This window comes from Flavobacterium panici (assembly GCF_024499525.1).
GTDB lineage: Bacteria > Bacteroidota > Bacteroidia > Flavobacteriales > Flavobacteriaceae > Flavobacterium > Flavobacterium panici.
This window is the reverse complement of record NZ_CP100437.1, coordinates 3,748,820-3,771,922: the sequence shown is the minus strand read 5'-3', so window position 1 is coordinate 3,771,922 and position 23,103 is coordinate 3,748,820. Positions and strand designations below refer to the sequence as shown.

At 32.9% G+C, this 23,103-nt stretch carries 25 protein-coding genes; 8 read left to right on the top strand and 17 right to left on the bottom strand.

All coding sequences use genetic code 11. The features are described 5' to 3' along the window. The first annotated feature begins 78 nt into the window (after nt 1-78). Nucleotides 79-468, top strand: coding sequence for a bacillithiol system redox-active protein YtxJ (ytxJ, locus tag NLJ00_RS15855; RefSeq protein WP_256634513.1), 390 nt, complete (start codon nt 79-81; stop codon nt 466-468). Between the two features lie 156 nt (nt 469-624). On the opposite strand, the gene NLJ00_RS15850 is transcribed toward ytxJ, so the two are convergent. The 14 genes from NLJ00_RS15850 to NLJ00_RS15785 form a co-directional block, all read right to left on the bottom strand. Beyond that, a complete protein-coding gene (locus NLJ00_RS15850; RefSeq protein ID WP_256634512.1) occupies nt 625-1,794 on the bottom strand; it encodes a hypothetical protein in 1,170 nt (389 codons plus the stop codon). Next, complete coding sequence (locus tag NLJ00_RS15845; RefSeq protein ID WP_256634511.1) at nt 1,791-2,789, bottom strand: DUF2157 domain-containing protein; 999 nt, start codon at nt 2,787-2,789, stop codon at nt 1,791-1,793. The genes NLJ00_RS15850 and NLJ00_RS15845 overlap by 4 nt, the downstream gene beginning before the upstream one ends. A 142-nt stretch (nt 2,790-2,931) precedes the next feature. After that, nucleotides 2,932-4,212, bottom strand: coding sequence for an argininosuccinate lyase (gene argH / locus NLJ00_RS15840; protein WP_256634510.1), 1,281 nt, complete (start codon nt 4,210-4,212; stop codon nt 2,932-2,934). A 204-nt stretch (nt 4,213-4,416) separates the two neighbouring features. Further along, the gene (locus NLJ00_RS15835; protein WP_256634509.1) at nt 4,417-5,487 is read right to left on the bottom strand and encodes a M20 family metallo-hydrolase; all 1,071 of its coding nucleotides are present in this window, start codon (nt 5,485-5,487) and stop codon (nt 4,417-4,419) included. Nucleotides 5,488-5,745: 258 nt separating this feature from the next. Beyond that, nucleotides 5,746-6,519 (bottom strand): acetylglutamate kinase, encoded by a 774-nt coding sequence (argB, locus tag NLJ00_RS15830; protein ID WP_256634508.1) that lies wholly within the window; start codon nt 6,517-6,519, stop codon nt 5,746-5,748. A gap of 103 nt (nt 6,520-6,622) precedes the next feature. After that, nucleotides 6,623-7,570 carry an N-acetylornithine carbamoyltransferase gene (locus tag NLJ00_RS15825; protein ID WP_256634507.1) on the bottom strand — a complete coding sequence of 316 codons (948 nt, stop codon included), beginning with the start codon at nt 7,568-7,570 and terminating at the stop codon, nt 6,623-6,625. Nucleotides 7,571-7,662: 92 nt separating this feature from the next. Next, the gene (locus NLJ00_RS15820; RefSeq protein WP_256634506.1) at nt 7,663-8,052 is read right to left on the bottom strand and encodes a GxxExxY protein; all 390 of its coding nucleotides are present in this window, start codon (nt 8,050-8,052) and stop codon (nt 7,663-7,665) included. A gap of 105 nt (nt 8,053-8,157) precedes the next feature. Further along, nucleotides 8,158-8,919 carry a glutamate 5-kinase gene (proB, locus tag NLJ00_RS15815; protein WP_256634505.1) on the bottom strand — a complete coding sequence of 254 codons (762 nt, stop codon included), beginning with the start codon at nt 8,917-8,919 and terminating at the stop codon, nt 8,158-8,160. Between the two features lie 171 nt (nt 8,920-9,090). Next, nucleotides 9,091-10,284: a glutamate-5-semialdehyde dehydrogenase gene (locus NLJ00_RS15810; protein ID WP_256634504.1), complete on the bottom strand. Its 1,194-nt coding sequence runs from the start codon at nt 10,282-10,284 to the stop codon at nt 9,091-9,093. A 103-nt stretch (nt 10,285-10,387) separates the two neighbouring features. Beyond that, nucleotides 10,388-11,527 (bottom strand): aspartate aminotransferase family protein, encoded by a 1,140-nt coding sequence (locus NLJ00_RS15805; protein ID WP_256634503.1) that lies wholly within the window; start codon nt 11,525-11,527, stop codon nt 10,388-10,390. An 88-nt stretch (nt 11,528-11,615) separates the two neighbouring features. Next, the gene (argC, locus tag NLJ00_RS15800; RefSeq protein WP_053472173.1) at nt 11,616-12,593 is read right to left on the bottom strand and encodes an N-acetyl-gamma-glutamyl-phosphate reductase; all 978 of its coding nucleotides are present in this window, start codon (nt 12,591-12,593) and stop codon (nt 11,616-11,618) included. Between the two features lie 13 nt (nt 12,594-12,606). Next, nucleotides 12,607-12,918, bottom strand: coding sequence for a hypothetical protein (locus NLJ00_RS15795; RefSeq protein ID WP_256634502.1), 312 nt, complete (start codon nt 12,916-12,918; stop codon nt 12,607-12,609). 54 nt (nt 12,919-12,972) lie between these two features. Next, nucleotides 12,973-14,166 (bottom strand): argininosuccinate synthase, encoded by a 1,194-nt coding sequence (locus tag NLJ00_RS15790; protein WP_053472171.1) that lies wholly within the window; start codon nt 14,164-14,166, stop codon nt 12,973-12,975. Nucleotides 14,167-14,221: 55 nt separating this feature from the next. Then, entirely contained in the window at nt 14,222-14,869 is a 648-nt protein-coding gene (locus NLJ00_RS15785) for a GNAT family N-acetyltransferase (protein ID WP_180856961.1), read from the bottom strand. Between the two features lie 201 nt (nt 14,870-15,070). Between NLJ00_RS15785 and NLJ00_RS15780 the strand changes: the two genes are divergently transcribed. Further along, nucleotides 15,071-15,304 carry a hypothetical protein gene (locus NLJ00_RS15780; protein ID WP_256634501.1) on the top strand — a complete coding sequence of 78 codons (234 nt, stop codon included), beginning with the start codon at nt 15,071-15,073 and terminating at the stop codon, nt 15,302-15,304. Nucleotides 15,305-15,418: 114 nt separating this feature from the next. On the opposite strand, the gene NLJ00_RS15775 is transcribed toward NLJ00_RS15780, so the two are convergent. After that, nucleotides 15,419-17,689, bottom strand: coding sequence for a M1 family metallopeptidase (locus NLJ00_RS15775; RefSeq protein ID WP_256634500.1), 2,271 nt, complete (start codon nt 17,687-17,689; stop codon nt 15,419-15,421). Between the two features lie 187 nt (nt 17,690-17,876). Between NLJ00_RS15775 and NLJ00_RS15770 the strand changes: the two genes are divergently transcribed. From NLJ00_RS15770 to NLJ00_RS15760, 3 genes are all read left to right on the top strand, one after another. Then, entirely contained in the window at nt 17,877-18,728 is an 852-nt protein-coding gene (locus NLJ00_RS15770) for an aldose 1-epimerase family protein (protein ID WP_256634499.1), read from the top strand. Nucleotides 18,729-18,734: 6 nt separating this feature from the next. After that, nucleotides 18,735-19,283: a GNAT family N-acetyltransferase gene (locus tag NLJ00_RS15765; RefSeq protein ID WP_256634498.1), complete on the top strand. Its 549-nt coding sequence runs from the start codon at nt 18,735-18,737 to the stop codon at nt 19,281-19,283. Between the two features lie 125 nt (nt 19,284-19,408). Continuing rightward, the gene (locus NLJ00_RS15760; RefSeq protein WP_180856966.1) at nt 19,409-19,966 is read left to right on the top strand and encodes a DUF3575 domain-containing protein; all 558 of its coding nucleotides are present in this window, start codon (nt 19,409-19,411) and stop codon (nt 19,964-19,966) included. Nucleotides 19,967-19,968: 2 nt separating this feature from the next. On the opposite strand, the gene NLJ00_RS15755 is transcribed toward NLJ00_RS15760, so the two are convergent. Beyond that, entirely contained in the window at nt 19,969-20,193 is a 225-nt protein-coding gene (locus tag NLJ00_RS15755) for a VF530 family protein (protein ID WP_256634497.1), read from the bottom strand. 99 nt (nt 20,194-20,292) lie between these two features. Then, the gene (locus tag NLJ00_RS15750; protein ID WP_256634496.1) at nt 20,293-20,553 is read right to left on the bottom strand and encodes a hypothetical protein; all 261 of its coding nucleotides are present in this window, start codon (nt 20,551-20,553) and stop codon (nt 20,293-20,295) included. Nucleotides 20,554-20,708: 155 nt separating this feature from the next. Between NLJ00_RS15750 and smpB the strand changes: the two genes are divergently transcribed. The 3 genes from smpB to NLJ00_RS15735 all read left to right on the top strand — a co-directional run bounded on the left by smpB (nt 20,709) and on the right by NLJ00_RS15735 (nt 23,020). Further along, nucleotides 20,709-21,164, top strand: a complete 456-nt coding sequence (smpB, locus tag NLJ00_RS15745; protein WP_053472163.1) for an SsrA-binding protein SmpB — start codon at nt 20,709-20,711, stop codon at nt 21,162-21,164. Between the two features lie 78 nt (nt 21,165-21,242). Beyond that, nucleotides 21,243-21,884, top strand: a complete 642-nt coding sequence (locus NLJ00_RS15740) for a DUF4136 domain-containing protein (protein WP_256634495.1) — start codon at nt 21,243-21,245, stop codon at nt 21,882-21,884. An 86-nt stretch (nt 21,885-21,970) separates the two neighbouring features. Beyond that, nucleotides 21,971-23,020: a Fic family protein gene (locus NLJ00_RS15735; RefSeq protein WP_256634494.1), complete on the top strand. Its 1,050-nt coding sequence runs from the start codon at nt 21,971-21,973 to the stop codon at nt 23,018-23,020. Nucleotides 23,021-23,103: the final 83 nt, after the last annotated feature.

The window sequence follows — 23,103 nt, the reverse complement described above, 5'->3', positions numbered from 1 at the left end:
AAAAACAAAGACAAAATGACGTAAAAAATCTGATTTTAATCAGTTTTAGATGTCAAAAAGTCATAAAACAAGCCAAATATGAGTTTTTTAAATTCAATCTTCGGAAGTTCTGAGAATTCAGATGCTCCAAAAAGTAAAGTTAATTGGACTGAATTGACCGATATTCATCAATTAATGGAAATCGAAGCCATATCTAATGAAAAACCTGTTGTAATTTTTAAACACAGTACAAGATGCAGTATCAGCCGTATGGCATTGAAACAATTTGAGAGAGAGTTTGATCTTGAAGAAGTTGTTGATGCTTATTTTCTTGATCTAATTGCGCACAGAGATGTTTCTAATGAAATCGCAAGTAGATTTGGGGTTTACCATGAATCGCCTCAATTAATTTTAATCAAAAACGGAAAAGCAGTTTACAATGTTTCTCACAGTGATATCGATGCTGAAGCTTTGAAAAGTAAAGTATAGTTTTTTGCCACAGATTAAAAGGATTAAAATGATTCTTTTTTAGCCACGAATTACACAAATTTTCACGAATTGATTTGTGTAAATTTGTGTAATTCGTGACGACTTGACAAAGATTAGAAAATCATTTTAATCCTTTTAATCTGTCGCAAACCTAATTTAAAAGCTTTCTCCAGATCCGCCGCCGCTAAATCCTCCTCCTCCAAAATCCATTGGCGATTCTGTTTTAACTTCTGGTTTCATACCAAAAGTTGAAGCAACAATTAAAGTCTGAGCATTTAAAATTGCAGTTGAATGATTAATTCTGTCTGGTTTAAAAGTTAATCCGTATTCTTTATTTTTTAATTTTTGTATGGAGAAATAAGCAATTACAAACATTACTAATCCGCCAATCGTTAATGCCGCTTCAATTGGTAAAACCGAATAATAAAATCGGATGGTAAAAACAGTAAAAGCTATTGCTGCAAAACTTATCCAAAGCATGACTCTGTCTTTCGTTTTTAAAGCCTGAACCAGATATACAACTGGAACTACAAACGTAAATGCGTAAAAGAAATAAGCAAACGGAATATCGTGTCCGGCCTGAACATCAATTCCTAAAAGTTCTGCAGAAAGTTCTCTTACAACCAAATAATTACAGGAAAGATAAAACAGAATCAAACAGAAACTATTGGCTAACAATAATCCGTTGTAATAGTAAACTTCTTTTAAATTCTTGATCTTTTGTTTCGTGAAAAAATAAAATCCTGCCGAAGCTAACATTGCCACAAAAGGTAAAATTGTTTTACCAATATCTCCAATTTCAAACAGACCGAAAAATAAAACTGCTGAACCTGCCAAGCAAAAAACAAGCATAGAAAGTAGATGCAGATATCTTTTATAGGTTAAAAAAGAAGCAATGGCAACAAAAATAGCGGGAGTTAATCCAGTTTCAAAATCTTCTGTAAGTATAAAAACTGCTCCGCCTACATTTAAAAGTATTCCTAAAATAAAAGCATCGTCTAAGCCGTGCCTGTAATATTTGTTAGTCGCTAATAATTCAGCACCTGCAATACCAACACCTGCAAAAAGAAAACAGCAAATTTTGAAAAAAGATTCTGCGCCTGATAATGCTATTAAAGAAATAAAACTGCAAATCGATGAATATAAAAATGATCCCAGCAGAAAAAATCCTAAACGAACTAAAATGTTATTTTGAATTTTGAAAGATGGCAATTGATTTCTAATTATTTTCTTTTGCTCTTTACTTATGAACCCTCCGCTTTCAAGGGAATCTGCTTCTTCAGTTAAAAACAAATTGTTGAGTAAATTTTTATCGTGTACTATCATTCGGCTATTTCTTTATTGAAGTTTTTAATCAGTTTTATAAACAATACTATCGAGCCAATGAAATAAACTGGTAATATCATTATAAATAATACCCATATATCGCCAAAATCAATATGTTCGAAAATTCTAAATATGAAAATATTAATGCCAATGTAGGCGTAAACAATCATAAAAATGTATAGTGAAATGGCTTTGAGCTGATGACTTATTTTATAAAAATAAACAGATGAACCTGCTAAAATTAAAGAGAAAAGAAGCCATATAATATCTTCACTAACCATATTGCTTATTGATGCAATACTTATAATATGCAAAGCAAATGTGAGATAGACAAGCGCAAAATGTGTTTTTAAATTAATTCTAAAACTATAAACTGTCCATAGAATCAATAAAAATCCAAGCATAATGGCAGAATAACTCAAACTTTGATTGTCATAAAAGTTATTATTGCTGTTAAAAATATCCTGAGGCGTTACCGAAAGTCCAACGTAAGCTGCCAAACCTGTAACGGCAATCGTAAGAACACTTTTATTATCAAAATAATAAGCACAAAAGAAACTGACAATTGTGGGAACTAAAGTCGCTAAACCATAATGTGTTCCAAATACTTCATATTGAACCTGGAGATATCCTATAAAAATACAGGTGAGAACATTTGCTGTTAAAACTATATATTCCAGAAAATGACTTTCTGTTGTGGTTTCTGTTTTTTGAAAACCTTTGGAATTTTTAAAACAGTAATAAAAACAACCACAAATGAGAACAAACAAAATCGCCAGAAATGCAATATGTCCAATGCTGTCAATATTGTCATAAATAAGAATCCCAATTCCGGATGTGAACATTAAAACCGAAATCGAAAGTAACAGTTTTAATTCGACATTAAGCGAGAAAATATTGAGGCTTCGATATTCTTTTATTTCCTGAAACTGATTTTCGGTAATTAAGTTTTTCTCAAAAAGACCTTGAGATGCCGGTTCGTCAAATTGCGTCATGTTTTTATTTTAAAAATGATCAATTCTCAAATTTAGAGAATTAGGTCGAATTTTCTTAAGTTTCAAAAATATATTTGAAGAAATAAAAAAACCGATTTGTATTAGCTGCAAATCGGTTTCATATTATTCTGGAAATAAGCTTTTAAAAAGCGGCTTTCATTTTATCTTTAATTGCATCAAGGCATAAGTTATTGATACTTCCTTCGTGTGTGTGTTTTGTTTCTTTTGGAGATTTGTATGTTCCAGCTTCCAATTGTTCTGCAACAGCTTTGTATGCATCTCTAAAAGGCATTCCTTCTACAACCATTTCGTTTAATGTATCAACTGTAAACAAATAATCGTATTTTTTATCTTCTAAAATATGATCTTTAACAGTAATATCTTTAATCGAAAATATAGCAATATCCAGACAAGATTTTAAAGTTTGAATTGCTGGAAACAAACCTTCTTTTAAAAGCTGTAAATCTCTGTGATATCCGCTTGGAAGATTATTGGTGATTAAAGTGATTTCGTATGGAAGCGCCTGAATCTTATTACATTTCCCTCTGATTAATTCAAAAACATCAGGATTCTTTTTATGAGGCATAATGCTTGAACCTGTTGTAAGATGTGCCGGAAGACCAATAAAATCAAAATTCTGGCTCATGTACAAACAAACATCCATTGCGAATTTTGATAACGTTCCTGCAACGCTTGTCATCGCAAAAGCAACCGTTTTCTCTGCTTTTCCACGGCTCATTTGTGCTGCAACGGCATTGTATTTTAAGGTTTCAAAACCTAATTCTTGTGTTGTAAATGTTCTGTTGATTGGAAATGAACTTCCATAACCTGCCGCAGAACCTAACGGATTTTGATCTACAATTTTAGAAGCGGCGTTCAACATTGTAATATCATCAATCAGACTTTCAGCATAAGCAGAAAACCACATTCCAAATGATGATGGCATTGCGATTTGTAAATGCGTATAACCCGGCAATAATACATTTTGATGCTTTTCTGCTGATTCCATCAACAAGTCAAACAAAGTTTTTACCTGCTCTTTTATTGCTTTTAATTCATCTTTTAAATACAAATGAACATCAACTAAAACCTGATCGTTACGAGAACGTGCTGTGTGGATTTTTTTTCCTGCATCGCCAAGTTTTACTGTTAGAAGATATTCTATTTTAGAATGTACATCTTCAAAACTGTCTTCGATTTCAAAATTTCCAACTACGATATCAGCGATGATTTCATTTAAGGCATCAACCAAAGAAGTTGTTTCTTCTGCAGTCAATAAACCAATCTGACCCAACATTTTAGCATGTGCGATTGAACCTAAAGCATCGTATTTTGCCAAAACTAAATCCAGTTCACGGTCGTTTCCAACGGTAAATTGTTCGATTTGTTTATCTGTTGGTATTCCTTTTTCCCAAAGTTTCATAAGATGTATGTTTTTTGTTTCACAGAGATACTCAAAGTAAGCTCAGAGATTCACAAAGTTTTTTTTACGTAATGTTTCTCAATTCCTGAGAGTCCTAGCCCCGATAGTAGTGGAAATCCTTTTTCTGGCTTCTTTAGCCAGGAAAAGATTGGAACGGATAGCGGGATTAGCTCCTAAATCCTTCGACTACGCTCAGGATGACAATTATAATTTAAAAAAATCAGTTAGTATTTTGATATACAAATCGACTCCTTCTTCAATTTCATTTACAAAAATAAATTCGTCTGCTGAATGTGACCGCAAAGTTTCTCCAGGCCCTAGTTTTAAAGACTGACAACTCAAAACCGACTGATCGGAAAGTGTCGGCGAACCATAAGTTGTTCTTCCCAAAGCAATTCCCGCCTGAACCAAACCGTGTGAAACTGGAATTGACGATGCGTTTAAATGCATGGATCTTGGTGTTACTTCGGCATTTACATTTGCTTTTACAACTTCCAAAATTTCAGCATTTGTGTAACGGTCTGTTACACGAATGTCTACAACCAAATCACATTCTGACGGCACTACATTATGCTGTTTTCCTGCGCTGATTTGTGTTACGGTCATTTTTACAGGACCTAAAACATCTGAGATTTTATCGAATTTATAGTTTTTAAACCATTCCATTATCGGAATTGATTTATATATTGAATTATCATCATTTTGATGTGCGGCGTGGCTTGCAGTTCCTTTTACTTTTACGTCAAGAACTAATAATCCTTTTTCTGCAACTGCTAATTGCATTAAAGTTGGTTCTCCAACAATAGCGCAATCTAATTCCGGTAAATGTTTTAAAACACTATTTAAACCATTTTTCCCGCTGCTTTCTTCTTCGGCGGAAGCCACAATAACAATATTATGAGATAGATTTTGATTTTCGTAAAAATGAACAAATGTCGCTAATAATGAAACTAGACATCCGCCGGCATCATTACTTCCTAATCCGAATAATTTACCGTCTTTTTCAATCGCTTTAAACGGATCATTGGTGTAAGCTTGATTGGGTCTTACGGTATCGTGATGTGAGTTTAATAAAAGTGTTGGTTTGTTTTCGTCGAAATACTTGTTGAAAGCCCACACATTATTATTTTCTCTTTTGAAGGGAATCTCGTTTTGATTGAACCAATTTTCGATTAATAAAGCTGTTTGGTCTTCTTCACTTGAAAATGAAGGGGTTTCGATTAAGCTTTTTAATAAACTAATTGCTTCCTGGGTAAGCGTATTTATACTTTTCATAAGTTTGGTTTCTTTGCCACGAAGGCGCGAAGTCACAAAGTTTTTAATAAAAATCGTGACATTTTTGATTTGCGCAAATTTCTAAAATTAAATTTTAAAAGCACTGCGCAGTGCTGTTTTTTTTGCCACTAATTACACGAATTTTCACAAATTATTTTTTTGTAACAGATTTAAAATCAAAATAAACTTTTTAATGTAAGTCTAAAATTATTTTCTCTTTTAAAAGAAAAAATTAGAGTCAATTCATGGCAACATCTTTTATAATGTAATCGTTGTATGCAGAATATCTGGATTTTGGAGCATTTTATGATGCCCAATTTTGATTTTCTGTACACCTCTTGATAAACTGTTGAAGCAGTTATCCAGTTTCGGAATCATTCCGGAATGGATTACTTTTTCTTCTTTTAGTTTACTATATAATGCTTCGTTGATTTGGGTTATTACAGATGAATCGTCTTCTGAGTCTTGTAAAACGCCTTGTTTTTCAAAACAATATGTCAACGTAACATCAAAAACTTCAGATAATGCAATTGATAATTCGCTTGCAATTGTATCTGCATTTGTGTTTAATAATTGTCCGTTTTTATCGTGCGTAATTGCACAGAAAACAGGAACAACGCCTGCTTCTAATAAAGTGGCCAGTAATTTAGTGTTTACTTGTTTTACATCGCCTACAAATCCGTAATCGATTGTTGGGTGGTTTCGTTTTACTGACTGAATTAAATTCCCGTCAGCACCCGAAAAACCAATTGCATTATTGTCTTTGGCTTGTAATTGCGCTACAATATGTTTGTTGATTTGTCCGGCATAAATCATTACCACAACATCAAGCATTGGAGCATCTGTAATTCGGCGTCCGTCAATCATTTGCGGAACCAAACCAATACTCTGCGCCATTTTTGTAGCCGATTTTCCACCACCGTGAACTAAAACTTTATAGCCTTCAATTTTAGAAAAATCGGTTAAGAATTGTTCTAATTCTGCTGGATTGTCAATGATGTTTCCACCTATTTTTATTACTGATACGTTCATTTCTTTCAAGGTTCAAAGGGACAGAGGGACAAAGGTTCAAAGGTTTTTCTCAAGGCTATAAAACCTCTGATCCTTTGCAACTTTGAACCTTTGCACCTATAAATTATATTTTCTTCAAAATCTTTTGTAAAACTAATTGTGCCGAATATGTTCTGTTATTCGCTTGTTCGATTACGATTGAATTTTCTCCGTCTAAAACTTCGTCACTTACAATTACGTTACGACGAACTGGAAGACAGTGCATAAATTTTCCGTTGTTGGTTAAAGCCATTTTTTCGGCTGTAACTGTCCAGTTTGGATCGCTGTTGGTTACTTTTCCGTAATCGTTGAAATTACTCCAGTTTTTTACATAAACGAAATCAGCATTTTCAAAAGCCTTATCTTGGTTGTATTCGATTGTGCAGTCTTTTGTGATTTCTGGGCTAAGCTCATAACCTTCTGGATGTGTAATTACAAAATCCATATCTTTTTGCATCTGCATCATTTCTACGAAAGAATTAGCTACAGCCTGAGGCAAAGCTTTTGGATGTGGCGCCCAAGAAAGAACAACTTTTGGTTTGTGTTTTGTTTTGTGTTCTTCCATCGTAATTGCATCTGCTAAAGACTGTAATGGATGACGAACAGCACTTTCCATGTTTACAATTGGCACTGTTGCGTATTTCAAAAATCCTGAAATTACTGTTTCCTGATAATCTTTTTCTTTATCAACTAAACCTGCAAAAGCACGGATTGCGATGATATCACAATATTGCGAAACTACTTCTGCTGCTTCTTTGATATGTTCTGAAGCACCGGAATTCATAACGGCTCCGTCTTCGAACTCTAATGTCCAGCCTTCGTTGGTAAAATTCATTACCATAACGTTCATTCCTAAGTTTAAAGCCGCTTTTTGTGTACTCAAACGTGTTCTTAAACTCGGATTGAAGAATAACATTCCTAATGTTTTGTTTTTTCCTAATTTTTTATTTTTAAGCGGGTCTTTTTTAATCTTGATCGCACTTTTTACCCATTTTGATAATGAGTCGATATCTTTTATTGAAATATAATTCATCTTCTTGGTTTTGTTTTTCTTATTGGTTTCTAAAAAATTAGACGCGGATTGTACGGATTCGCTTCGCGAAGACGCAAATTGACGCGGATTTTTTATATTCTTATTTTTCTACTGTTTTCAAATACTTTTCGTTTAAATTCTGGTTTTGTTCCAAAATTTAAAAGTAAACCTACTTCACAGTCTGTGCTTTTTAAATAATTCAAAATTTGATTTTCAAACTCAATTACAATACAATTAGCAGCTTTTAGTTCTAAAATAATTAAATCTTCAACTACTAAATCTGCATAATATTCTCCAACTTCGATTCCTTTATAATAAACTTTAATTTTCTTCTGAGCTTCAACATATAAACCTTTATTTTTCAATTCCAAATACAAGGAATTTTGGTAAACTCTTTCTAAAAACCCATACCCTAATTCATTATAAACTTCATAAAAAGTTTTGATAATGACGTCGGTCAACTCTCGATGCAATAATTCCATAAAATATTTTTGAATGAAATATACTACATAAAAAATTAAAATGAAATATAAAATCCGTTTAAATCAGCGTCTTCGCGAAGCGAATCCCTTTCATCCGCGTTCATATCACACAATCTTGGTAAAAGGAATTTCATCTTTTAATGCCTTTAGAATAAAATTATCATTCAGTCCATTCACAATCCAAGTTTCAATATTAGCGGCTTTTGCAATTCCAGCTGCTTCTATTTTTGATTGCATTCCTCCTGTTCCGTGCGATGATTTTGATTCACCAATTTCTTTTTCAAGCGTTTTTAAATCATTAACTAATTTTATCGTTTCCGGAATCTCATCATGAATAGAATCTTTCGTATAAATTCCGTTTGTATTTGTGGCAATTATCAGAATATCAACATTTAAAAGAACCGCGGTTAAAGCCGCTAATTTGTCATTATCTCCAAACCGAATCTCATCTGTGGCAACGGTATCATTTTCATTAATAATCGGAATGTAATTGTTCTCGACTAAAACGTTTATTGTATTCACAATGTTTACTTTGGATTGTTCTTTTTCGAAATCGGAATAAGACAATAAACATTGCGAGGTCAATAAACCTAAATCACTGAAATTTTCATGGAAAATCCGCATTAAATGTGGCTGACCAATTGAAGCTAAAGCTTGTTTTAGTGCAATTTCTTTTCCTTTGCTTTCGAGTTTTACAAACTGTTTTGCTGCTGCGATTGCTCCAGAACTTACAATTACAAATTCGTAATCTTTGTTTAAAGCTGCAATCTGCATTCCGAGGTCTTCAATCTTTCCCCGCGAAATATGATTGGTTTCTTTGGTTAAAGTATTACTTCCTATTTTTAATAAAATCCTTTTTTTTGACATGCTATCTTTTTTAACGCAAAGGGCGCAAGGTTTTTTTTTATATTGTTTCTGTTTACCAAGGGTAAGTTCACAAAGCTTTGTCTATAGTTAAATTCCAAAAAATAAATTCCAAATTCCAATAATCCGAAATCAAAAATCGTTAATCATCAATCTAAAATCTGAAATCTAAAATTATCTTATTTGCCCTTCTCCATAAACGTACCATTTGTTTGTTACGAGATGTTGAAGGCCTATTGGTCCTCTTTGATGCAATTTATCTGTGCTTATCGCTAATTCTCCTCCTAAACCAAATTGTCCGCCGTCTGTGAATCTTGTTGATGCATTTTGGTAAACTGCGGCTGCGTCTATCGCTTCCATAAATTGCTGAGCAGCTTCGTTATCTCTTGAAATAATTGCTGCAGAATGTCCTCCGCAGTATTTATTGATCATTTCAATCGCATTTTCTTGAGAATCTATGGTTCCAATTACGATTTTATAGTCTAGAAATTCTTCGTACCAAATATCTTCGTTTTGAAGTGTTTTGGTATTTTCGAAATTTGCTAAAGATTTATCTACAATAACTTCCACTTTTGCTTCAATTAAAGCTTCAATCAACATGGCTGTGAAACCCTCAAAATTGGGAAGCTTTGAATCAATTAAAACTTTATCCAAAGCATTACAAGCTGATATTTTAGCTGTTTTAGCGTTTAAAATTACTTTTAAAGCTAAATCTGTATCTGCTTTTTCATGAACGTAAACAAAATTATTTCCGCGTCCGCTTACTATAACTGGGCAGGTCGCGTGCGCTTTTACAAACTCAATTAATTTTTCTCCGCCTCTTGGAACTATTAAATCGACTTTTTGAGTTGGTTTTTCTAAAAAAGCCTGCGTTTCTGTTCTGTTGTAATTCAGATATTCAACCCAGTCTTTTGAGACTCCGTTTTCTTCTAAAGCTTTGTGCCAAAGACTTACGATTTTCAAATTTGATTTTAGAGATTCTTTTCCCCCTTTTAATAAAATCTTATTTCCGGATTTAAAGGCAATTCCACCCGCTTCGATTGTAACATCTGGGCGAGATTCATAAATGATTAAAATCGTTCCGAAAGCAGCCGTTTTATTTACGACTTTTATTCCATTATCATGAGTAAAATGAAAACGCTCAACGCCAACGGGATCTTCTTGTGATGCCAATTGGTTTAATGATAAAATCATTTCGTCGACTTTTTTATCATCTACTTTTAAGCGTTCTTCCATCGCTAAATCGGAACCGTCGTAATCAGCAAGATCTTCCTGATTGGTCAAGATAATCTGACTCCGCTCCTGCTCGACCAGCTTTGCCATAGACCTCAAAACCAGATTGCGTTTTTCAATTGATAATGGATTCATAATTTCTTGTTGGTTGGTTGTTTTTTGGTTTAGTTTCTTTTTAGAAACTTATATTTTAAACCTGACGGGTTTTTAAAACCCGTCAGGTTTAACGTAACGAGAATTAGTTTTTTAATTCTTCTAAACTTTCTTTTAAAGCTACTATAAACGTATCAATATCAGTTTTTTTCACAGTTAATGGAGGTAAAATTCTAAGCAGATTTTTATTGTTTGCGCTTCCTGTAAAAATGTGTTTTTCGATGATTAATTTCTTTCTTAAAGCGGCAACATCAAAATCAAATTCTACTCCAAGCATTAAGCCTTTTCCTTTTACTTTTTTGATTCCTTCAACTTCTTTGATTTTTTCTAAGAAATATTCATAAACCTCGTTTACATTCTTTTGTAAATCAAGTTTTTCAATTACATCAAGAACTGCAATTCCTGCTGCACAAGATAAATGGCTTCCGCCGAAAGTTGTTCCTAATAATCCGAAACTAGCTTCGAATTTTGGAGAAATCAAAATAGCTCCAACCGGAAATCCGTTCCCCATTCCTTTTGCTACTGAAATAATATCGGCATTGATTCCGTGATGTTGGAAAGCAAAAAATTTCCCACTTCTTCCGTATCCAGATTGTACTTCATCTAAAATCAAAACAACATCGTGTTTTTTACATGCTTTTTCTAGCGCTTGAAAAAATTCGGTTGTTCCCTGGTCTAAACCTCCAACTCCTTGAATTCCTTCGATAATTACTGCTGTAACATCGCCTTTAGCCAATTCAGCTTCAACTAATTCGATTTGATTAAGTGGTAAAAAAGTTACTACTTGCTGTGCGTTTATTGGTGCTACAATTTTTTTGTTGTCTGTAACTGCAACTGCCGCAGAAGTTCTTCCGTGGAAAGAATTATCAAAAGCAACAACTCTTGATTTTCCGTTATGGAAAGACGCTAATTTTAAAGCATTTTCATTGGCTTCAGCTCCAGAACTGCATAAAAACAATTCATAATCTTCTAAGCCAGAAAGCTTTCCTAATTTTTGAGCCAATTCAACCTGTAAAGGATTCTGAATCGCATTCGAATAAAATCCTAAATGGTCTAATTGATTCTTCAATTTTGCTACATAATCCGGCTGTGTGTGTCCGATAGAAATCACACCATGTCCGCTGTATAAATCTAGATATTCTACTCCTTTGTCGTCAATAATGGTACAATCAATTGCTTTTACTGGAGTTATGTCGTATAATGGGTAAACGTTGAATAAGTTCATTTTTGTTTTTTGTTTATTTTGTTTCAGGTTTCAAGTTTCAGGTTACGTACAGAACGTGAAACCTGAAACTTAAAACTTGAAACTATTATTAAAATCCGCTTGGTCTCAAATTTAAACCTGTGGTTTCTTCTAATCCAAACATTAAATTCATGTTTTGAATTGCTTGTCCCGAAGCACCTTTGGTTAAATTATCTATAATTGATGTTATGAGAACCCGGTTTCCTTTTTTCAATAAACTAATGATACATTTATTCGTTTGCACCACTTGCTTTAGGTTGATGTTTGTTGTGGTAACGGTTACAAAAGGTTCGTTTTTATAGAAATCTTCGTATTTCTCTACTAATTGTTCCAAACTATCATCACATAATGTATATAAAGTTGCAAAAATTCCTCTTGGAAAATCTCCTCTATTCGGAATAAAAAGTAATTCGCTTTCGAAATCGTCCTGCAGCTGAACCAAACTTTCTGAAATTTCACCTAAATGCTGGTGTTCAAAAGCTTTATAATGCGACATATTGTTGTTTCTCCAACTGAAATGAGACGTTTCTGAAAGTCCAACTCCTGCACCAGTACTTCCGGTTGTAGCATTAATATGAACATCATTATTTAGCATATTATGTTCTGCTAATGGCAACAAAGCCAATTGTATAGCTGTTGCAAAACAACCAGGATTTGCAATATAATTTGCTTTTTTGATTTCTGCTTTGTTCAATTCAGGCAATCCGTAAATAAAATCTTTTCCTTGAAAATGAGCATCTTTATTTAACCTGAAATCATTTCCTAAATCGATAATTTTAGTGTGGTTTGCAAATGCGTTTTGCTGTAAAAATGAAATTGATTTTCCGTGACCTAAACATAAAAATACCACATTTACGTCAGGATTTATTATATCCGTAAAATTCATTTCGATATCACCCATCAAATCGTGGTGCGCCACAGAAAGTGGTTTTCCGGCATTTGTTGTACTGTAAACAAAATCGATGTTTACTTTTGGATGATACATTAAAATTCTGATGAGTTCTCCGGCTGTGTAACCCGAACCACCAATTATTCCGACATTAATCATAGTTTCTATTTTTTTAACTAAAATTATTTTTATCTAAATTCTTATTTTGAGTTGGTAAAAATGCTCTAATTACAAAAAAGAGAATTATTACTTCTATTAGTAATCCCAGAAAAAGCATAAATTCTCCTCCAAAAAAAGCTAACATAAAAGGCACTGTACTAAATATCGCGAATACTTGATTGATTAGTTCAATTGGACTTGGAAAAATCAAAATTGTATAACTTATAGCTATTATTGAAACAGAAAAAAAACCTGCTACAAAATTTCTATTAGTAAAAAATACTGTACTTAAATTATCTTTAAAAAAGAGTGCCAGTCCCAGCATTATTAGTATTATAATAAATACCAAAATCCCAATAACCATTATGCCTCTGCCAAATTAGTCATGATCTAATTGATTTACAGATGAAAATATGTTTTGTGCATTTCCAAGAATCTTAATAAATCCTTTTGCATCATCAGATGTCCATGCATTGTTCATTTCTCCATATTGACCAAAACCTGTGTTCATCAAATCATTTTTAGATTCGATTCCGTCAAGTGAGAAATGATATGGTTTTAATGAAACTGTTACCGTTCCGTTTACTGTTTTTTGTGTGTCTTGCAGGAAAGTTTCAATGTTTCTCATGACCGGATCTAAGAACTGACCTTCATGGAATAACATTCCGTACCAGTTTCCTAATTGTTCTTTCCAGTATTGCTGCCATTTTCCAAGCGTATGTTTCTCTAATAAATGGTGCGCTTTGATGATAATTAAAGGTGCTGCTGCTTCAAAACCAACTCTTCCTTTAATTCCAATAATAGTATCTCCAACGTGAATATCCCTGCCAATTGCGTAAGCATTTGCCAGTTTTTCTAACGCCACAATATTGTTTGATGGTTTATCTGTTTTTCCGTTTATTCCAACCAATTCTCCTTGTTCAAAATGAAGTGTTACTTTTTCTTCACCTTCTTTTTTTAGTTGAGATGGATAAGCTTCACTTGGTAACGGCTGACCAGAGGTTAAAGTTTCTTTTCCTCCTACACTTGTTCCCCAAAGTCCTTTATTGATAGAATATTGTGCTTTTTCCCAAGAATAGTGAACTCCGTTTTTAGATAAATAATCTACTTCTTCTTGTCTTGAAAGTTTTAAATCTCTAATTGGTGTAATGATTTCGATCTCTGGAGCAATGGTTTGGAAAATTAAATCAAAACGAATTTGGTCATTCCCTGCACCTGTACTTCCGTGTGCTATCGCGCTTGCTCCCACTTTTTTAGCATATTTTATAGCTTCAATTGCTTGAAAAACACGTTCTGCACTTACTGACAATGGATAAGTATTGTTTTTTAATACGTTTCCGAAAATCAAATATTTTATAGCTTTATCATAATATTTGTCTACGATTGTAAGGTTTGCGTGTTGTGCACTTCCTAATTCGTAAGCTCTTTTTTCAATGGCTGATAATTCTTCTGCGTCAAATCCTCCTGTATCTACAAGTACAGTGTGAACTTCGTATCCTTTTTCATTTTTTAAATATTTCAAACAATACGAGGTATCTAATCCTCCGCTATAAGCTAATACTACTTTTTTCATTTTTTATAATTTTGGCTAATACTTTCGTATTTAGCAGTTTGAGATTTCTTTTTGGTTAAATTTTAAATAAAAAAACAAATGACAATATTTTGTTTAAAAATAAAGCCTGTTTAATTTTTTTAAGTCTGCTTAAAACAGCCTCGTTAAAAGGATGTCTTGGCGGAGTTTTTTGTTTTTCTTTTGGGTCGTATAACATTCCGGTGCAAAGGCACATTTTGTTTTCTTTGCTTTGCAGGATTTGATAATTAGTACAAGTTTTACAACCTGACCAAAAACTTGGATCTGTAGTTAATTCTGAGAAAGGAACTGGTTTATAACCTAATTCAGAATTGATTTTCATAACTGCCAAACCAGTTGTGATTCCGAATATTTTAGCGTCTGGATATCTCTTCAAAGAATAATCAAAAACTTTAGATTTTATCTTTTTTGCCAAACCTAAACTTCTGTAGTCAGGATGAACGATTAATCCAGAATGTGCCACAAATTTTCCGTGCTGCCAGCTTTCGATATAACAAAAACCTGCAAATTTCCCGTCTGCCAGAGCAATCATTGCATCACCATTCGACATTTTTTTCTGAATATACTCAGGAGTTCTTTTAGCAATCCCCGTGCCTCTTAACAAGGCAGATGATTCTATCGTATCGCAAATTTCCTGTGCGAATTTGAAGTGTTCTTCCTGGGTAACAACAATAGAGATCTTCATTTCAATAATTGAAGTTAGAGTTAAAAATTAAAGCATATTGTTTAGTTTGAAATCCAGAATTGAATCCAATAAAATTAAGCAAAACAGAAGTAACATCTTCAAAATCAAAAAGTTGATTAAGAAAATTTACAAAATAATAAATACTTTTAGGATATGTTTGTCCAATGGACAAATTATGTGATTTCAAAATGAAAAATGGATATGAATAAATATACGGCTATAAAACTCAGTGAATACTATAGAGATAGTATCCGTACTTCGGGAGAAGTAATCGGTGAGTTTGTCCGTGACAAAGAAGTTGTATGTAAACTTATTTTATTCATCGGTGCAAAAGTACATTATTTTTTTATTCACAAAACAAAAAATCAAAATTCTAACATTTTTTTAATGAAAAGTTATTTTTTTTTGGAAGATGCTGAGATTCTAAGATTTTAAATTCGTGCACGCAAACCTGAAACCTGAAACTTGAAACCTGAAACTTGAAACAAAAACAAAACCCGATAGCTATAAATAACTATCGGGTTTTTAAATACTTCTATTTTTGAATTATTACTTTTTCGTAAATGGAATTACTTGTCCATTATCTATAAGTATCATATCGAAACCTGTTTTGGCTTCGTTGAATTTAAATTTCAATCCTGCTCTTTTTGACTCAAAAGTATCTTTTTCACCTGCAACCGGAGTTAAAGTAAATTTTGGATAGTTTGGAAGTTCCGCATTTAAAACGCTGTTTTTCTCTGTCAATTCAATTGTTAAAGGTGATTTTACAGTAACATAATTCCCTACATAACCATCTAAAATAATATCCTTTTCAACTTTTCCCTTTCCCGCTGTCCACACATTATTACTGTCGTTATAATCCGGGAAAGCATGATCTGGATCTAGTGTAATACTTTCAATTTCTTCTGTTGAATTGTGTTTGAAAGACCACTCGTTGTTACGCTGCCAAATTTCTACCGGAAGCTTAACTCTTGTTATTTTTCCGCTTTTTGTTTTAACGTCTAAAACAATTGGCATTGGCATTTTGTCGAAGTTCTCAACATTAATGATTACACCTTTTGCCGGATCATTTTTTACATATTTAATCCAATTGATTCCCTGATCAAATCTCCAGTTGTTTACAAACCAGCTTCTCCAGAACCAGCTTAAATCTTCACCAGCAACATTTTCAATAGTTCTAAAGAAATCGTCAGGAGTTGGATGTTTGTAAGCCCAGCGCTCTACATAAGTGCGTAATGCTTTATCAAAACGCTCTTGTCCTAAAACCTGCTCTCTTAAAATAACTAATCCTGCACTTGGTTTTGCATAACATAAAACGCCAATATTAGCTTCCTTCATATTATCAGGAGAACTCATAATGGTTTCTAATTTTGGGTCTGTAAAATATTCTGCTTCTTCATGTAAGTTAGATGCAGGCTGTTTGTATTCTCCATTATTAAAATCGTAAGAACTCACAGAATTAATAAAAGTATTGAAACCTTCATCCATCCATGCAAAATAACGCTCGTTTGAACCTACAATCATTGGGAACCAAATATGTCCGAATTCGTGATCTGTAACTCCCCATAAATCATCTCCTTTAGATTTCCATCCGCAGAAAACAATTCCCGGATATTCCATTCCACCCTCATTTCCTGCTACGTTTGTAGCTGCAGGATAAGGATATTCAAACCATCTTTTAGAATAATTTTCGATAGATGCTTTAGTATATTCTGTAGAACGTCCCCAAGCATCATTTCCTGAACTTTCTACAGGATATGCTGATAATGCTAAAGATTTTTTTCCGCTTGGTAAGTTTATTTTTGCTCCATCTAAAATAAAAGCCGGAGATGATGCCCAAGAAAAATCACGTGCATTTTTAATTTTATAATGCCATGTTTTTTGTGCCGAAGCATTGCTGTTTGCAGTCGCAGCAACTTCATCTGCAGAACGAATTATAACGGTTTTATCACTTTGAGAAGCATCTTTATATCTTTTTAATTGTTCTGCAGAAAAAACTTCTGCTCCATTTATTAATTCACCAGAACCTACAACGTAATGGTTTGCAGGAACAGTCAATTTTACATCAAAATCTCCATATTCTAAATAAAACTCAGAAGCTCCTAAATATGGTGCCGTATTCCAGCCTCTTACGTCATCATACACACACATACGCGGATACCATTGTGCGATTGTGAATATTTTTCCGTTTTTAGTTTCTAAAACTCCCATTCTGTCTGAACCTTCAAATGGTGCAATGAATGAGAATTCGATTTTAATTTTTACAGAAGCTCCTTTTGCTGCTAATTCCTGCGGAAGAAAAATCTGCATTCTGGTATCTGTAACGATATATTTTGCCTCAACTTCTGTTTTGGTTTTCCCACCAGAAATTACTTTTACAGATTTAATTTTATTTCCTCCATCAAAAACCTGACCTTGAGCTCCATTACGGCTTCCGGTTAAAGGCACAACAGCATTTCCTCTGGAATCTTCTTTGAACAAATTTTGATCTAAATTCAGCCAAAGAAATCCAAGTTTATCAGGACTATTATTTGTATATGTAATTTCATCTGTACCTACAATTTCATTTGTAGTTCCGTTTAGCTTTGCCGTTATTTGATAATCGGCTCTGTTCTGCCAGTATTCAACGCCCGGCTGTCCGCTTGCAGTTCTTGTAGAAGTACCATTTTTAGTATAAAAATGCGGTGCGAATGCATCATGATAATTGTAATTATTTACTGGATTTGCCGCTGTTGCTGAAGGCGTTTGTTGTGCCCAAACAGAAGAAAATCCAATAAACAAAGCCATGGTTAAAAAGGCCATTGAAGATTGTTTTTTCATATTTTTTAGCTGTTTATGTAGCAAATTAATGAAAAAAAAAGCTATTTACAGAGAAAACGAAAAGGATAAATTTAATTTTAGCAAAAATTTATTAAAAAAATAATTCTAAGCTTTTTCCTAAAAAATAAAATTTATAAAATATATTTACATCAAGATTTAAGACTAATTCTTTTCAATAAACAACATTTTGAGCACAACTATATCAAATTCAACACTTAAGGCTTCGATTAAAAATGCCGGAGCAGAATTGTTCTCTTTAAAAGACAATCAAAATAAAGAATATATCTGGGAAGGAAATCCTGATTTTTGGGGTAAACACTCTCCTATTCTTTTCCCTATTGTTGGTACATTAAAAAACAACACTTATACTATTGATAAAAAAGAATATCAATTGCCAAGACATGGCTTTGCAAGAGATATGGAATTTCAACTTGTTGAAAAAACAGGAAATAGCGCTGTTTTTTCGTTAGAATCAAATACCGAAACTTTAAAGAAATATCCTTTCGAATTTGAACTGCAGCTTATTTATACGTTAGAAAATACTACTTTAAATATAGAATATGTAGTCATCAATAAAAGTGAATCAAAAATGCCTTTCTCAATTGGAGCGCATCCGGCGATTGCACTTCCTGAAAAGTTTGAAAATTATGCTTTTAAGTTTGAAAAAGCTGAACCTTTGAAATATAACCTTCTTGAAAATGATTTGATTTCGAATAAAACCGAAACTTTAAAAACTACAGAAAATGTTGTTCCATTAAACTATAAACTTTTCGAAAATGATGCTTTGGTTTTTAAAACACTAGAATCTAATTCATTAACTATTCTCGAAAATTCAAAACCTTATGTGCAGGTTGAATTTGAAGATTTTCCGAGTTTGGGAATCTGGACAAAAGATCAGGCTCCTTTTGTTTGTATTGAACCTTGGTTTGGATATTCAGACACAGCAGACAATTCAGGCGATTTGTTTAAAAAAGAAGGTATTTTGATTTTAGATGTCGACCAGTCATTTCATTCAAAATTCAGTATTAAAATAGTATAATTTAAGATGTTAGAATTTAACTTTCACCCTTTTCCGGTAATCGAAACAGAGCGTTTACTTTTAAGAAGAATTACGAATGATGACGTAAATGAAGTTTTTGAATTGCGTTCGAATCCTGAAACTATGAAATATATTCCGAGGCCATTAGTTAAAAATAATCAAGATGCATTGGAACATATTGCTATGATTGAGGAAAAAATAGAAACCAATGTTGGAATTAATTGGGGAATTACCCTAAAAGATAATCCTAAACTTTTGGGAATTATTGGTTATTACAGAATGCAGCCCGAAAATCATCGTGCAGAAATTGGTTATATGTTATCGCCAGATTTTCATGGAAAAGGAATTATTCCCGAAGCTGTAAATAGATTAATTCAATACGGTTTTGAGGATTTAAAACTGCATTCGATCGAAGCGGTAATTGATCCTGAAAACTATGCATCTGAAAAGGTATTACAAAAATGCGGATTTGTGAAAGAAGCTCATCTAAAAGAAGCTGAACTTTATGAAGGCAAATTTCTGGATAAAGTAATTTATTCTTTGCTTCAGAACTAGGCATTTTACTATTCCGCACAAAAAACATTTCTTGTTAAAATCATCTATTCCTGCAATAGTAAATGTGCTATTGCGTTATATTTGTGGCCGAAAACAGATAACGTCCGCGATCACAAAAAAATACCATGAAAAAATTATTCGCCTTTATTGTTCTTTTTTTATCTATACAATTACAAAGTCAAACTTTTATAAAATTTAACGGAGCTACTGCTTTAGTTGGGATTCCAAACGTTGGTATCGAAACAAGTATTGGCGAAAAAACCACTTTTAGTTTTGATGTAATGGCTTCTTTCTGGAAATCGTTTAACGGAAATAATCCGATGGAATTTTACACTTTTACTCCAGAAGTTCGTTATCATTTTAAAGAAAAATACAACGGATTTTATGTTGGTGCTCACGCTGGTCCTGATTTCTATCAATTACAAAAATGGAATTACTGGGATACTAACAAATATGAACACGGATTTGGTTACCGTTTAGGAGTTACTGTAGGTTATAATATTAAATTAAACGATAAATTTTTGCTGGATATTTTTGCCGGAGGCGGATGGCATCAAGGGTTTTATCATGGATATTATAACGACGGAACTCCAGGCAGATATGAAAAAGCGCCTAACTGGAACAAAAGCGGAGAATGGCTTCCGTATCGCGGTGGTGTAATGCTTTCGTATAAACTGAACTAAAATCAGCTGAATTTAGGAAGCGTTTTTACATATAATTCTTCCACTTTTTTTCGCGCCCAATCGGTTTTTCTTAAAAAAGTAAGACTTGATTTTACACTCGGATTTGAAGTGAAACATTTTACAGGAATTAATTCTCCTAAAGTGTCAAAACCATAATGGTTGACTAAGGTTTCTACAATCTTTTGAAGTGTGATTCCGTGCAGCGGATCTTTAGATTTACTTTCCATTTTATATAATTTAAATAATACAAAAGACCGTTCCCAAAAAGAACGGTCTTTTTTGCAAAATTAACGAATTCACCTAATACAATTCGTTAAAAGCTAAAATTAGAATACGAATTTAAATCCAAAAGAAAGCGGCGAAGTTAAATTTGGATTACTTCCTGCCAAAGCCGTATTGTAAAACGGATCTACATTTGCAACATGCGCCAACCCAAAATTTGTAACCGTCGTTTTTTCTCCATTTTTAGGCTCAATAGTCGTAGAAGTAAAATTAGCCAAATCGTAAGAGAACTCAACTGAGAAGTTTTTCGTAACAAAATAGTCAAAACCTCCTGATACAGATAATCCTACCTGATTAACTTTCAACTCGCTTTCTTTTTCATTTTAAGTTTGTTTTATAATTACAAAACAAACTTATGAGTAAGCTTTTGTATCGAAGCTGATTAAAATCATAGATTAAAAGAAATCTTTAATTATATTTGACAGTATGAATGTCTTGCATTTTTCTTACTTTTGCCACCATGTTAAAATCAGTCAATATACTTAATAAGAGAGCTCGTTTTGATTACGAGATAATCGACACTTATACTGCCGGAATTGTTTTGGCGGGAACCGAAATCAAATCAATACGTTTAGGGAAAGCGAATATTACAGAAAGCTTTTGCGAATTTAGCGGTATGGAGCTTTTTGCTATCAATACTTACATCGAAGAATATTCGTTTGGAAACCAGTTTAATCATAAGTCACGAAGCGAACGTAAATTGCTTTTAAATAAAAAAGAATTAAAAACACTTCATAAAAGCGTTCAGGCAAAAGGTCTTACAATCGTTCCGCTTAAATTGTTTACCAACGAAAAAGGTCTTGCAAAACTGCAGATTGGTCTTTGTAAAGGAAAGAAAAACTACGACAAACGTGAATCTCTAAAAGAACAAGATACAAAACGTGACTTAGACAGAATTAAAAAAGCATACAACTAATCTTTCATTTATTCTGGCTAAATCTATGTTTATCAAAATTTTATAGTTATTTTTATAGAAACAATATAACTGTAAAATATGAAAAAGTACTTAATTCTACTCATTGCAATTCTGTCACTTTCAGGTTGTGGCAGTAATACCACTATTGTAAATAGCTGGAGAGATCCAAAAATAACCGTTGCCCAGGAACACTTTAAAAAAGTCCTGGTTGTTGCTTTAGTTAAAGATGAAGCTTCGAGGAGAATTACCGAAAATCGAATTGCATCAAGTAAACCGATTTTTAAAACTTCTTACCAATATTTAAACGAAACTACCAAAGATCTCACAAAGGAACAAAAACTAAAAATTCTTCAGGACGAAAATTTTGACGGCGTTGTAACCATGCGTTTGGTAAGCACCGAAAAAGAAACGACTTATGTTCCGGGATCTTATACCGGAATGTATTACGGCGGTTTTGACGGTTTATATTCTGGAGTTTACGGTTATGGTTTCGGAAACTGGTACGGAATGTATTCTCCTGCTTACTATGATCCCGGATATTATCAGGAAACAACTTATTATATGGTTGAAACCAATATTTTTTCTTTAAAAGAAAATAAACTAATCTGGACCGGAACTACAAAATCAGATTATGTTACAGACTTAGGTCAAACTGTAGATGCTATTATGCAAGCTGTGGTTAAAGAAATGAGAAAAGACGGTTCTTTACCTCCAAAATAAATTCAAAAGAAAGCAATATTATATTATTGCTTTTTTTATGGTTTGAATAATGACTAAATTTGTCAAGACTTAAATTTTCATCAAAAATGAAATCACTTTTAAAAAATGCAAGAGAACAAAAGGGTTTAAAAACGCGTGAACTAGCGCAGCTTGCCGGAATTGATCAGGCATTAATAAGCAAATTTGAATCGGGAACTCGAAAACCAACCAAAGATCAAATTACAAAACTCGCCCAGCTTTTAGAAATTGATTACGAAACTTTAATGATTGCCTGGCTTAAAGAAAAAATTCTTTATGAAATTGGTGATGAAGAATTTGCTTTGAAAGCTTTAAAAATGGCAGAAGATGAAATCAAATACAACAAAACTATCTCAAATCTTAAACTATCAACTTCTTTAGAAAAAATCTTAAAAGAAATTGATCATCTAAAAGAAAAATTAGACTCTTACAAACAATTTGACAGCTTTAAGATCAGGGAAGCTTTAGAACTTGAATATACCTTTGAAAGCAATAGAATTGAAGGAAATACAATGACACTTCGTGAAACTGATATGGTTATTAATGAAGGTTTGACCATTTCCGGAAAAAGCATGAGAGAACACCTTGAGGCAATAAATCATCAGGAAGCCATTGGTTTTATTAAAGATTTAATGAGCAAAAATAATTCATTAAACGAACGTGATCTCTTATCTATTCATAATTTAATTCTTAGAGGAATAATTCCAGAAGATGCTGGACGTTATCGAAAAGTTCAGATTATGATACAAGACAGCAGCCACATGCCGCCGCAGCCTTTGTTGGTTCAGCAAGAAATGGAAGAATATTTTATTTGGTATGAAATCAATAAAAACAAACTTCATCCGGTTATTTTAGCTGCTGAAATGCATGAAAGATTAGCAACAATTCATCCTTTTATTGATGGAAACGGAAGAACTTCAAGATTAATCATGAATTTAATTTTGATGCAAAAAGGATATTTAATAGCCAATATTAAAGGTGATTATGAAAACAGAATCCGTTATTATCAATCTCTGGAAACTGCTCAGACCAAAAAGGATAAAGAAGATTTTTTGCTTTTTATAGCTCAAACACAAAAAGAAAGTTTAGAAAGATATATCGCAATTCTTACTCAATAAAAAAAGGGTGTTTCAAAAGTCTAGACAACTTCTTTACTATAATTATTTAGTTTATAAAAACTGAGCTTTTCATTCTTTACATC